Source organism: Buttiauxella sp. BIGb0471, from assembly GCF_024807715.1.
In the GTDB taxonomy this organism is placed as follows: Bacteria; Pseudomonadota; Gammaproteobacteria; order Enterobacterales; family Enterobacteriaceae; genus Buttiauxella; species Buttiauxella agrestis.
The window spans coordinates 45,329-58,346 of sequence record NZ_JANUEU010000007.1 but is presented as its reverse complement, the minus strand read 5'-3'; the positions used below and the strand labels follow the sequence as shown (position 1 = coordinate 58,346).

11 protein-coding genes are annotated in these 13,018 nt (G+C 50.8%); 6 read left to right on the top strand and 5 right to left on the bottom strand.

Annotation, left to right across the window (positions count from 1 at the left end):
• Nucleotides 1-24 precede the first annotated feature (24 nt).
• Nucleotides 25-429, bottom strand: coding sequence for a YgiW/YdeI family stress tolerance OB fold protein (locus tag M2371_RS18980; protein WP_259268457.1), 405 nt, complete (start codon nucleotides 427-429; stop codon nucleotides 25-27).
• A gap of 228 nt (nucleotides 430-657) precedes the next feature.
• Here M2371_RS18980 and qseB point away from each other — a divergent pair, with 228 nt between their 5' ends.
• The 6 genes from qseB (at nucleotide 658) to M2371_RS18950 (ending at nucleotide 8,856) form a co-directional block, all read left to right on the top strand.
• Nucleotides 658-1,317 carry a quorum sensing response regulator transcription factor QseB gene (gene qseB / locus M2371_RS18975; RefSeq protein ID WP_172895562.1) on the top strand — a complete coding sequence of 220 codons (660 nt, stop codon included), beginning with the start codon at nucleotides 658-660 and terminating at the stop codon, nucleotides 1,315-1,317.
• Entirely contained in the window at nucleotides 1,314-2,669 is a 1,356-nt protein-coding gene (qseC, locus tag M2371_RS18970) for a quorum sensing histidine kinase QseC (protein WP_259268456.1), read from the top strand. Before qseB ends, qseC begins: the two co-directional genes overlap by 4 nt.
• A 121-nt stretch (nucleotides 2,670-2,790) precedes the next feature.
• Complete coding sequence (locus tag M2371_RS18965; RefSeq protein WP_034493267.1) at nucleotides 2,791-3,372, top strand: NAD(P)H-dependent oxidoreductase; 582 nt, start codon at nucleotides 2,791-2,793, stop codon at nucleotides 3,370-3,372.
• A gap of 30 nt (nucleotides 3,373-3,402) precedes the next feature.
• A complete protein-coding gene (locus M2371_RS18960) occupies nucleotides 3,403-3,720 on the top strand; it encodes a putative quinol monooxygenase (RefSeq protein WP_259268455.1) in 318 nt (105 codons plus the stop codon).
• A 28-nt stretch (nucleotides 3,721-3,748) separates the two neighbouring features.
• Entirely contained in the window at nucleotides 3,749-4,765 is a 1,017-nt protein-coding gene (locus tag M2371_RS18955) for a LysR family transcriptional regulator (RefSeq protein WP_259268454.1), read from the top strand.
• A 284-nt stretch (nucleotides 4,766-5,049) separates the two neighbouring features.
• Nucleotides 5,050-8,856, top strand: coding sequence for an autotransporter outer membrane beta-barrel domain-containing protein (locus M2371_RS18950; RefSeq protein ID WP_259268453.1), 3,807 nt, complete (start codon nucleotides 5,050-5,052; stop codon nucleotides 8,854-8,856).
• Nucleotides 8,857-8,896: 40 nt separating this feature from the next.
• Here the strand turns inward: M2371_RS18950 and M2371_RS18945 are convergent, their stop codons facing one another.
• The 4 genes from M2371_RS18945 to M2371_RS18930 all read right to left on the bottom strand — a co-directional run bounded on the left by M2371_RS18945 (nucleotide 8,897) and on the right by M2371_RS18930 (nucleotide 12,955).
• Nucleotides 8,897-9,790: a dihydrodipicolinate synthase family protein gene (locus tag M2371_RS18945; protein ID WP_034493260.1), complete on the bottom strand. Its 894-nt coding sequence runs from the start codon at nucleotides 9,788-9,790 to the stop codon at nucleotides 8,897-8,899.
• Between the two features lie 146 nt (nucleotides 9,791-9,936).
• Nucleotides 9,937-10,818 (bottom strand): MurR/RpiR family transcriptional regulator, encoded by an 882-nt coding sequence (locus M2371_RS18940; protein ID WP_034493258.1) that lies wholly within the window; start codon nucleotides 10,816-10,818, stop codon nucleotides 9,937-9,939.
• A gap of 158 nt (nucleotides 10,819-10,976) precedes the next feature.
• Complete coding sequence (gene nanQ / locus M2371_RS18935) at nucleotides 10,977-11,462, bottom strand: N-acetylneuraminate anomerase (RefSeq protein WP_259268452.1); 486 nt, start codon at nucleotides 11,460-11,462, stop codon at nucleotides 10,977-10,979.
• A gap of 11 nt (nucleotides 11,463-11,473) precedes the next feature.
• Complete coding sequence (locus M2371_RS18930) at nucleotides 11,474-12,955, bottom strand: sodium:solute symporter (RefSeq protein WP_034493253.1); 1,482 nt, start codon at nucleotides 12,953-12,955, stop codon at nucleotides 11,474-11,476.
• Between the last annotated feature and the right edge of the window lie 63 nt (nucleotides 12,956-13,018).

The following is a 13,018-nucleotide window of genomic DNA, read 5'->3' as shown; positions in this document are numbered from 1 at the left end:
TAACAGCGGCTCATTTCGGGGAGGTTATTTAACTTTAGTAATTTGCTTCACGTCGATTTCAACCGAGTTCCAGTCTTTGTCGACTTCGCCCTGAATTTCAACGGTATCTTGCGGGGTAATGGTCTGGCCGTTCCAGCGTTTATGGTCGATATCTACGTTTACCGTACCAGATGCGTCACGGAAGATGTAATGGTCGCCGCCGATACGGGATTCAATCTTACCGCGCAGAGTGACCCAGGTATCGTCAGACAGTGATTTGGCCTTTTCTGCCGTGGAGTTGCTGCCACTTGGGCCAACAAAACCACCCGCAGACTGGGTTTGCGTTTGCGCGGCTGGCGCATTGGGATCCTGGAATCCACCTTGTTGCGCAGCGATAGCCGGTGCTGCGGTGATAGCGAGAATAGTCATAATAGCGGCTAATTTTTTCATCGTTAATGTTCCCTTTATACATGAATATTTTAGTGCCCGGATGAATCAGCGTTCAGGGCGGTATGAGAACTATTTAACCTGACAGATCTTAACGCGATCTTAATTCCTCCATCAAAAATCGCTTTTTTTAGTAAATTGCGCACCGTGCCGAAGCATCGTATTTTTCCCCTGTACACTCCCACTCAAAAGTTATTAACTTCCCGCAAATGGGCAGTAAGGGAAAACACCATGCGCATATTACTAATTGAAGATGACAAGCTCATCGGCGACGGATTAAAAGCCGGGCTAACCAAGATGGGCTTTAGCGTAGACTGGTTTACCGACGGGCTACAAGGTCAGTCTGCATTAAGCCTGGCTCCCTACGACGCAGTGATTCTGGACTTAAGCCTACCGGGAACCGACGGGCTGGATATCTTAAAATACTGGCGTCGTAATGGTCGCACTGAACCGGTGCTTATTCTAACCGCCCGTGAAACACTGGAACAACGGGTTGAGGGTTTACAACTCGGAGCCGATGACTATTTGTGTAAACCTTTTGCGTTAATAGAAGTTGCCACCCGGCTTCAGGTTTTAATTCGCCGCAATCATGGGCAAGCGCAATCCGTTCTTCGTCATGCCGGAGTGGAACTCGATCCCATTAAATTGGCCGCCACCCGTGATGGTGAAACATTATTGTTAAAGCCTAAAGAGTTTGCCTTGCTGGAATTATTAATGCGCAATGCCGGGCGCGTATTACCGCGCACCATGATTGAAGAGAAACTTTATAGCTGGGACAACGAAGTTTCCAGAAACGCGCTGGAAGTGCATATCCACCATTTACGCCGCAAACTCGGCAGCGGTTTTATTCGCACGGTGCACGGCATCGGTTATACCCTGGGTGAAGAATGATAAAAGCCCTGACTCAAAGTTTACGGGCAAGATTAATCGCCGGATTTATTTTGCTGACGCTGATTGCATGGATTAGCGCGAGTATTGCCGCCTGGCAGCAAACCACTAAAAACCTCAATAAGCTGTTTGATACACAGCAGGTGCTGTTCGCTAAACGTCTGAGCGTTCTGGATCTCAACTCGGTACGGGGTGAACCGCAACTCCCGCGCACTAAAAGCATGATTTCGCACCATCGTGGTAAGCAAGATGATGACACGCTGGCGTTCGCCATTTATAGCGCTGACGGAAAACTGCTGCTCAATGATGGCGATAATGGTCGTAATCTCACTTATAGATACCAGCGTGACGGATTTACTGACGGCAAACTTGCGGGTGACGATGACATGTGGCGCATGGTCTGGGTCACGACACCCGACGGCAAATACCGCATCGTGGTCGGCCAGGAGTGGGAATACCGCGAAGACCTGGCGCGAGATATCGTTTTGTCCCAGCTCACACCGTGGCTTATCGCCTCCCCGATAATTCTGCTGTTGTTGGTCTGGCTGGTGAGCCGCGCCCTTTCCCCTCTGCACAAGCTGGCGCGCCAGTTACGCAGCCGTAAACCCGACGACGCAAGCGAACTGCCCACCGCAACGCTGCCACAAGAAGTCCGTCCGATGGTGGTTGCCCTTAACCAGCTATTTACCCGTACCGGCGAGTTTATGCAGCGCGAGCGGCGTTTTACCTCGGATGCCGCCCATGAACTGCGCAGCCCACTGGCAGCGCTGAAAGTGCAGGCCGAAGTCGCCCAGCTTGCGCAAGATGACGCACCGATACGCGACCACGCATTGAATAATCTGAGTGATGGAATTGACCGCGCCACACGCCTTGTCGATCAATTGCTAACATTATCGCGCCTGGATTCGTTAGCCGGGCTGGATGACATCCAGGAAGTGGCGTTCCAGCCATTGCTGCAAAATGCGGTGATGGATGCGTATCACGAGGCATCACGCGAGGGCGTTGATATCCGTCTTGATATCAAAGACGCCAGCGTGAAACGCCAGGGGCAACCGCTGCTGCTCAGTTTGATGGTCAGAAATGTGCTCGATAACGCCGTGCGTTACAGCCCGCGTGGCAGCGTCGTTACAGTAGTTTTGCAAAGCCACGAGATAATCATTACTGACAACGGTCCCGGCGTCAGCCCGGAGTTTTTAAACTCACTTGGGGAACGATTTTTCCGCCCGCCAGGGCAGGAGAAAACCGGCAGCGGCCTGGGTTTATCCATCGTCCGCCGTATAGCTGCTTTACACGGTATGCAGGCGCTGTTTATGAATGCCACCCATGGTGGATTCGAAGTTCGGATTCGCTGGTAAAAATTCCTGAGCGACTCGGATTATTGCGTTTTAAGCAAAAGTCTTTGCCCGTTTTTAGCATTTAACCGTGATAGCGATCACGGTAGACTTCGCGCCAGACGCAATTATTCGAGGACTAACTATGAGCAACATTCTGATTATCAACGGCGCGAAAAAATTCGCCCACTCTAACGGCCAACTTAACGACACCCTGACCGACGTCGCGGAAAGCTTTTTGCGCGACCTCGGGCATGATGTTCAGGTCACTCGTACCGACAGCGAGTACGACGTAAAAGAAGAAGTGGCAAAATATCTGTGGGCCGACACCGTGATTTACCAGATGCCAGGTTGGTGGATGGGCGCGCCGTGGACCATGAAAAAATACATTGATGACGTGTTCACCGAAGGCCACGGTTCACTGTATGCCAGCGATGGCCGTACCCGTTCAGACGCTGAGAAAAAATACGGTTCTGGCGGTCTGATTCAGGGCAAAACCTATATGCTTTCCCTGACCTGGAATGCTCCGCTGCAAGCCTTTGAAGACAAAGAACAGTTTTTCCATGGCGTCGGCGTTGATGGTGTTTATCTGTCATTCCACAAAGCTAACCAATTCCTCGGAATGGAAGGTCTGCCGACCTTTATCGCCAATGACGTGATGAAAGTACCTGATGTTCCGCGTTTTATCGCAGAATACCGCGAGCATCTGGGCCGAGTTTTTGCTTAACTGTCTTATGTCGACAACAAGGAGTTGAACATGATTACTGTTATAGCTGAAATTCGTACTCGTCCAGGTATTCACCATCGCCAGGCGGTTTTGGATGCATTCGCAAAAATTATTCCAACCGTGCTCGAAGAAGAAGGCTGCTTTGGTTATGCGCCTCTCATCGACCATAACGCTCAGGTTGCGTTCCAGACTACCGCGCCCGATTCCGTGTTTATGCTGGAGAAATGGGAAACCGTTGCTCACCTGGAAGCGCACCTGCAAACCAGTCATATGAAAAACCACAGCGTAGCTGTAAAAGACGATGTGCTGGATGTTCATATCCATATTCTGGAAGACGCCATTAAGTAATTCAGAATTATGATCCGGCGGGTGGGCGATGCTTACCCGCCCGGCTCTTCTGATTCCCGGCTTCCTCCCTATTTCACAAACGCTGCTAAGCTACTCTTTATTCAATGCGCGCGGTGTGAAGGGTATGAAAACAACCACTGTTTCCGATAAAGTTCTTAAACTTGCCAGTTTTAATCTCAATTTACTGACTACCTTCTGTTTAATCTATTCCACGCGCAGCATTACAGAGGTCTCGGAGATTCTGGATGTTACCCCGCCATCTATAAGTCATTCACTACGCAAACTTCGCCTGCATTTTGAAGATCCTTTATTTATTCGTCACGGCAACACTATTTCCCCGACGGTATTTGCTGACGACCTATACACACAGCTTAAACATACACTTGAAATAATGAGTGATTCGGTGGGCCGAAGTAAACAGACGAATAATCGGGAAACGTTGGTTATCTATTCCCCATTTTCAGTCGCAGTGCATAGTTTATCTTCCAGCATATTAAAAATTAAATCTGAGAATCTGAATTATAAAATCAAATATATAGAAACGAATCTCGGCATTCCTGATGCGTTAGAATTGCTTAATTTACGCAAAGCCGATATTGTTTTCTCCGCAGCTCCTGTCATCAGTGCCGCATTAAAATGCGTATTGCTTCGTGAATTACGCCCGATACTGGTATGCCGTAAAGATAACCCCTTTCAGAAAACCTCAGTCAGTATCGAAGAGTTACAATCGCTCGATTTAGTCAGCCATTTAACGGCAGACCAGGTGATTTACCAGAAAAAACAATCACTGATGGCAATGCTAAACAAAACGCATGTCTCTTTTGAAACGAATTCATTAATGATGCTGATGACGCTGCTGTCGGAAACAGATTGCGTGGGTTTTATCACTGAGGAAGGGTTTGATCGCTACCAGCAAGTCTTCGGGTTGCGGAAGCTGGACCTGCAATTTCCTGTACAGCAGCTGAACGTGTATCTGACCTATCGAAAAGAGATGGAACAAAAATCCAGTTTCATGTTATTTCTCAACAGCATTCTTGGTAATTAAATACACGTACAATAAAACTAAATCCGCATTTAACGTTGAGTAATAGGCTGCTCAAATTTCATCTGTATGCTTATCGAACGCACAAGGCAGTTAAATAATATTACACTGTATTTATATTCCTGCTCCGTCACTCAGTTATTTATTTCACCACCACTCCCTGACGAATTAACTGCCTCTGCGATAATATCCACAATCTGAGGCAAGTTATGAAAATCATTAAAATACCCCACCCCCATATTCATTATAACCATCATAAAATAATACTGAAAACATCCGCTGGAATAGTGGCTGGCGTTCTGAGTTTTGGTTGTGCCGATGCGAGTACGGAAAGACTGGTAACGAGTGTAGGTTCCGTAGGGATTTCCGTTCGCGGTTCGTACTTTGATGAAACAATAAAAATGAGTGCCGCAAATACGTCGGGAATAAAAATCGCAGATAGCGAAACCGTTACCCTAACCCGTGGGGTGATAAAAAATAATGCGACGGCTGCCGCAGGGGCAAAAGGCCAGACCGGGGTATTTATCTTAGGCAATAGCAGAGTGGATCTTGTTGATTCCATTATTACTCTCGAACCACTGACGGCGGCGAGCGCCATTGTCACTGCCAGTGATATGACCGGCGTGCTCGTTGAGAACGGAAAGCTGAGTCTCGAAAACAGTAGCGTCACGATAGGCGGCGGTACGAAGGGAATCAACAACCGTGGGATTGTTGCAACGGGCGACAATTCCCTGGCAGCGCTTAATCGCTCAAGCGTAAAGACATCTTCTTCCAGCGGCGTAGGTATCTGCGCGAAACAAGGCGGCAAAGTCGATTTGATAGAGACGTCGGTTGAAACCTCGGGTAACTACAGTCATGTGCTACTGGCAAGCGATGACAACTCGTCTATTAACGGCGAGGGCTCGCAACTTACCACGTCAGCCATTGGCGCCAGTGCTGCCAGAGCAGAAAATAAAGGTGAGATCTCCCTTAAAAACAGCCTGATAACAAGTACTGGCGCAGCTACCAGCACCATCACAACCGCCGCTCTTCATGCCTTGTCTGGTGCAACCATAACCGGAACGGGGCTGACGATGTCAGTGACCGGTACAAATCAGGGAGGAAGCCGCGCCGAAGGCAATAACAGCGCAATTTCCCTCGCTAACAGCACGGTCTTCGTCAGCGGTGCGGGGAATGCCGTGCACTCAAGTTCAGCCGCTCGGGCAATTTCAGGTGCATCTGTTTCCGTAAGCCATTCCACCATGACCACCACCGGGAGCCAAAGCCACGGCGTCTCCGTGGAAGGTGCTGGATCTCACGCGCAGATCGGCAATACAACGATTGAAACGCGTGGCGCACGCAGCTCAAGTGTGAATATCAATGACGGTGCCAGCGCTGATATTATCAGCAGCAAAATGACCACTACCTCAGCCCCCGGCATAAGTGGGCCATGGTCGCCGGGGATCCTGCTTCAGGGTGCCGGTTCTTCGCTAATTCTGAAAGACAGCGAAATTATCACTACGGAAAACCCTGCCAGCGGTATCAGTGCCATCAACAACAGCCAGCTTGAAGTGAATACCACCAGAATTACCACTTCCGGCAATTACGGCGCCGGGATTGGTGTTGCCAACAGCACGGCGGTCATTACCAACAGCCATATCAATACATCAGGCAACGATAATGCCATGGGGATTGTGGCGAATATCGGCGCCACCGTGACGGTAGCGGGAGGAAGTGTCACCACGACTGGCAACGGCTCTCCGGTGGCGTCCAATCTCACCTTTCCGCACGCAGTCGCCTCTCGCAGTGCAGGCGCGATGCTGACAGTGGATGGAACCACACTGGTGACGAAAGGTTCTCAGGCCTACGGTGCTACTGCCGATGACGGCGGCAGTCTCATTCTGAAGAATTTGTCGGTGAAAACGTTGGGTGATAACTCAGTGGGTTTATATGCCGGTATTGGCGCGGCAAAACCGGGCGATGTGAATCTTTCAGCGACGAACGTTTCTGTTGAAACGCTGGGAGATAATGCGACCGGTGCGTTTGTTGGCCGAAAATATAAATCTGAAACCGCTCAGATGGCGCTTAATAACGTGGCGCTGGCGACTCATGGCGATAATTCACGCGGCCTGTGGGCTGAAGCCGGAGCCGAGCTGATGGCAAAAAACACCGTTGTTTCCACCGATGGTGAGTTGTCACACGGCATTCTGGCGAGCAATGGCGGGCAGGTTCTGGCGAATAATGTGGTGGCTACAACGCACGGCGACGGTGCGGCGGCGCTGGCTGTTCAGGGTTCTCAGGCCTGGCGCGGGCAGGCAAATTTAACCAACGCGACGCTGACAAGCGAGCGCGGCCACGGTATCCAAACCACGGGTTATGCCGATATCGAGATACAGAACAGCCGGGTGACGGGCGAAAGCCAGTGGTTGCAGGCAAACAACGGCGTCGGTAATTTGCCAGGCAACGCCCACATCAACCTGTCCGGGAGCATTGCAACCGGGGCGGCGCTAACAGCAGCCAATGCGTATTCCGAAGTGGCGCTAAACAACACCAGCTTGTGGTTTTTAACCGGCAATTCAGTGCTCAGTACGCTCAACAATAATCAAAGCCTGATCAATTTCAGTGCCCCCGAAAACCACCAGTACAAAACGCTGACGGTGAATAACTATCACGGCGATAACGGGACGATTGCGTTAAATACCCATCTGCATGATGACAATTCCCCCTCCGACCAACTGGTGATTAACGGCGGTCATGCCGATGGCGCAACCAACCTTAAAATCACCAACACCGATGGCAGTGGCGCACTGACGCGCGGCAACGGGATCAAAGTGGTCGATGCGATTAGCGGGGCGACCACCGACACACAAGCATTCAGCCTGCTCAACAAAGTGAAGGCCGGGCCGTATGAATATTCGTTGTACCGTTCCAGCGTCGATGACAGCAATGAAGAAGCCTGGTATCTACGCTCGAACAAACAGCCGGAAAGAGTCGTTGAAGACCTGGATCCCCCTGCGTCACCACCAGCAAAACCCGATCCCGATCCAACGCCTGGTGAGAAGCCCGTTGAGAAGCCTCCGATGGATGACGTTAAACCGTCCGCACCTACCGAACCACCGGCTGCTATACCGAATTACCGGGCGGAAACCTCTCTGTATCAGGACATTCCTCAGCTCGCGCTGCTCTATGGCCGGATGTTGGTTGATAGCCTGCATGAACGCACCGGGGAGCAGTTCGCCAGCCCGGAAAAAATCACTCAGGCGACTGAATCGCCGCATATGAGCTGGGGACGGTTTATCTACAAGCAGGGCAAGTCTGATTTTGACGGGCCGCAGTCACGCTTTTCGCTCAGTGCAATCCAGCTTGGCATTGATTTGTATCGCGAAAGCAAAGATGACGGCAGTTCAAATTTTGCCGGGGTGCTGGGAAACATAGGCAAAATAAACAGTAAGGTCACACATACCGACGGCGAGAATGCCGGGGGCAATACCCTGAAATCATGGGGCGTTGGCGGCTACTGGACGCACTTTACACCTGCGGGAAGTTATCTCGATGTGGTCGCTCAGTACAACCGCTTGTATGTGGAGTCCAGCCCGACCGATCTTAGCCCGATGAAAACCAAAGGTTACGGGTTAAGCGCATCTGCCGAGACGGGTTATCCGTGGCAGCCTGACGAAGACGTTCAGCGTTTTATTGAGCCGCAGGCGCAACTGATTTACTCGACGGTGAAACTGGACAACACCCGCGACCGGGCGTCTGGAGTGAAGTTTGATCGGGCCGACTCACTCACCGGACGGGTCAGCGTGCGTGTTCATCAAACCTGGAATCACGAGGATTCGCAAAACAACAAGGCGGATAAAACCCGCACCACCGCCTGGATTCGCCCCGGCATTTTGCATGAATTTAAAGGTGAGTCTAAAACCGAGTTTTCTTCGCAGGACGGTTACATTCCCTTCGCTACCAATAGTGGCGGCACATGGGGGCAGTTGAATGCAGGCGTGGACCATCAACTAAATCAGTCAGTGTCACTTACCGGATCGTTGAGCGTTGAGAAGTCGTTTGAAGGTAGTAGCGTGAATTACGGCGGGATTGCGGGGATAAAAATTAAGTTCTGACCAAAACGGAAGGCTCTATTTTCATAGAGCCTTCCATCCATTACATCAGGAAGTCAGCTTTACGGAATGCCTGCAATGCGTCTTGTTTTTGTTGTTCAGTCATCGGGCGAAGCGGACGACGCGGATCGCCAACATCAATACCATGAAGTTTCATCGCCACTTTACCAGCAGCCACGCCACCGTACTGAACCAGCACACGGATGATGGCGATGACTTTATCCATGCACGCCGCCACGTCTTGTTGATCGCCGCGATTAAAGCTATCGATCAGGCGGTGATATAACGGTGCCGCATAGTTGTAGGTGCTGCCAACCGCGCCCACAGCTCCACACGCCAGGCCCGCGGGTAAAAACTCATCGACACCAAATGGGATATCAAACTGACCATTGTTCACGCGCACGCAGCGCTGATATTCGTACATGTCGCTGGAGTTGAATTTCATTCCGGTCAGGTTCGGAATGCGGTCTGCGGCCACGAGCAAGAATTGCTCCATATCGAGATTCACACCCGACATCCCGGAATGGTAATAGTAGAAGCCTTTAGACGGCGCGGCAGCGGCGTTGATGCGACAGTATTCCACCAGGTCATCAATGTTGCCGGGTTTGAAGAAGCATGGGCCAATCACCGAAGTGGCAAAAATATCCAGAGTTTCAGCGTGGCGGCTCAGTTCGAGGGAATCGGCAATGCTCAGTGCGCCGGTGTGCAGGGTAATACTCAGTTTGCCGTCGCTGGCACTCACCCAACGTTCGGCAATTTTTTTACGTTCCTCAACCGAGCAATGGATGCCTTCGCCGGTGGTCCCGCAGACATAAGCCCCTTTCACCCCCTGCTGAATCAGATGTGCGGCAATCTGGTCAATAACCGGATAATTGACACTTCCATCAGCGGTAAATGGGGTATGTGGCGCGGCGATTAAGCCCGTTAACTTTTCCATGCAAGCCTCTCTGGAGTTTTACTTCTAATGATTTTCGATAATGAAGTTTAACTCTATATTAAGGCGACAAATGGAGTGATGCAACCATCACCACGGACGGGAAAGGCTAAATACGTTGAACTGTGATCAATGCCGCTAATACGGCATTATTTTGCGATATTCAGTGCGTCCATAGTGCGCAATTTGCTTTCGCGCGCCTGCTCCGGGGCGGCCTGAACCAATAAGGTATAGAGTAAATCGAGCACAAAGAGCTGCGCCGTTTTGGTGCCAATCGAGTCACCTTGCAGCATGCCCTGGCGGTTGCCGTTAATCAGACTAAAGTCTGCGACATCGATTAATGGAGAGCCAAGATTATGGGTCAGCGCGACCGTGGTGGCTCCCGCCTCTCTGGCGAGTTTGAGCGCGTGGACGGTTTCTGGAGAAGTCCCGGTGTGGCTTATCGCAATCGCGACATCACCGGCTTTTAGTAATGTGGCCTGCATATACATGAAGTGGTTATTGGTGACGGCATCGACCCGTAATCCAATGCGCATCAGCTTATGTTTCATGTCTTCTGCGGTTATTCCCGAAGAACCGACGCCGAAGATATAAACCGAGTTGCTGGTACGTAGCGCGTTAACGACCTGAATAACCTGGTTCATATCCAGCAGGTTAAGGGTTTCAGATAACACATTGTTTATCGTGCTTTGCAGTTTTAAACCGATGGTATGCGCATCGTCAGATTCACTGATTTCGCCATCCAGCAACGGGCTGTTGTTGTCCGGTTCCGTCGTGGCAAGTTCAATGGCCAGGTCCATTTTAAAATCCTGGAACCCCTTATAACCCAGAGTGCGGCAAAAGCGGATGACGGTGGCCTCGCCCGCCTGCGTTTCACGCGAAAGCTCGGCGATAGAAAGCTGAGTGACCTGCTGCGGAGAAGTCAGAATGAACTGCGCGATACGCTGGGAAACGCGCGTCAGGCTATTTTGCATCGCCCCTAATGTGTCGAGGATTTTTCCAGGTTTAAGGCGTAGCGCTTGAGGCTCCATAAATTTCCTGCTCTGTAGGGCGAAAGGTGGCAAAAAGCCTGCAATATCGAATGGGTCAAAGCGTAGCAAGTCTGTGGCGGTAAAAAAAGCGCGATGTCAGCATAGGGGGTATGCCGCATCGCGCCGTCAAAGAAAAACAGGTTTGTTAACTCATTTTATTATGACGTAAAACTTTCGCTCCCTAAGCAACGGTAGCTCACCTTAATCACGGCCTTGCTGATCGCTTGTGCCGTTTCGCTGATACAACCCGGCTTGTGTGGCTCGCCCGGCAGAAATATGGCGAACATTCCCGGCTGCAAGTGCAATGTCTGACGCGGCGAAACCGCATCGCACAGCAGGTAATCGTCGTCTTCATGATAAATATCGGGCGCGATTGCTGCGCCGAGCGGGCCAAAATCAATCCGTTCCTGGCCGTTGAGTAACACCTGTATATCAAGATATTCGCGATGCTGCTCGTAACGCTTACTCTCCGGCTCGGCTGTCTCAAATGTCATGACATTCATAAAAATATCATCACCGTCTATCTCATGACGCCCGGTACTGAGCGTTTCCGGACGCAGTGCCAGCGCCTGTTTGATAATGGCCAGCAGTTGAGGTGCAATCCCGCTCTGCGCGCTGAGTTCTGTCACTTTCCCTAAAATCATGGTTTCACCTTTTACTCACGTGATTCATCAAGCGTCAGTGGCGGCGCTGAAGCAAATAATGGCGCGAAAATAACGCCGCTGATAACCACACTCAGCGAGCCAATCACACCGTAGAAGAAGAAGTTCAGGTCAGTGGCATAGCGCGCGGCTAATACAGCCACAATACTTACCACGATACCGAGTGCCGCACTGCCGGCATTGGCACGTTTGCAGAAAATACCCAGCATAAACAGGCCGGTCATTGGGCCGCCCATCAGGCCAATCAGGCTGTTAAACGCATCCCAGATTTCTGATTCATCCGCCATCACCAGCCAGACAGTCGCAGCGCTGCTGAGTATTCCCGCAATCAGGATGACCAGCTTGGCCATGCGCATGCTGTTTTCCGGCGTTCTTTTCTGACGGCTCAGTCGCTGGTAAATATCAGAGTTAAAACAACTGGAGATGCTGTTCAGGCTGCTTGAAATACTGGACTGCGCGGCGGCAAAAATTGCGGCAATAATCAGACCAGCAATACCCGGTGGCATTTCTGTCACGACGAACAGCGGTAAGATGCCGCCAATGTTAAAGCCCGCCGGTAACAACGTTGGGTTTTGCTGGTAGTAAACAAACAGCGCCGAACCAATCGCGAAGAAGAAGATAGGGACTACGGCGACCAGTTTGGCGTTGGTGAGCAGCGTCTTTTTGGTTTCTTCAATGGAGTCGGTGACGATATAACGCTGAACCACATCCTGACTGGCGGTAAATTGCTGAATATTGGCAAACAGGAAACCAATCATCAGCACAGGCACTGTGCTTTCAGTCCAGCTCCAACGGAACTGTGAGGCGGGGAAGAATTTATCGGCATGCTGAGTGACCGTGAAGATTTCACCGACGCCGCCCTGCACTTTGAAGCAAATCACCACGAAAATGAGAACGGCACTTCCTGAGAGCAATAACCCCTGAATCACATCCGTCCAGATAACGCCTTCGATACCGCCCATCCAGGTATAAATAATGCACATCACGCTAATCAGCAGCACCAGAACGACCGGATCTATGCCGATAAACGGGCGCAGGGCCAGCACGGTTAAGAAGGTAATAATGGCGATGCGGCCAATGTGAAACAGCATAAATGAGACGCTGGCAAACAAGCGGCTGCGCACATCAAAGCGGGCTTCCAGATATTCGTAAGCGGAAGTGACTTTTAACTTACGGAAGAAGGGAATGTAGAAGTAAAACACCAGAGGCAAAATCGCTATCGCCAGATATTGGCCGAGGATAAACGTCCAGTCCGACGTAAAGGCTTTGGCTGGGATCGACATAAACGTAATCGAACTTAGTGTAGTGGCAAACACGCTGACACCCGCAGCCCAGCCTGGGATGCGGCCACCGCCACGGAAATAATCATCAGCCGTTTTCTGGCGCTTTGAGAAGTAAACGCCGACTAGCATCATAGCCAGTAAATAGCCGAAAAGAACAAGGTAGTTAAAGATGCCGAAAGAGTGAGTCATGATGACACTTTCCTGCTTATGGTTATTGTAGGGATGAGGGTGCTTTCTGAATTTGATGTTTTATAA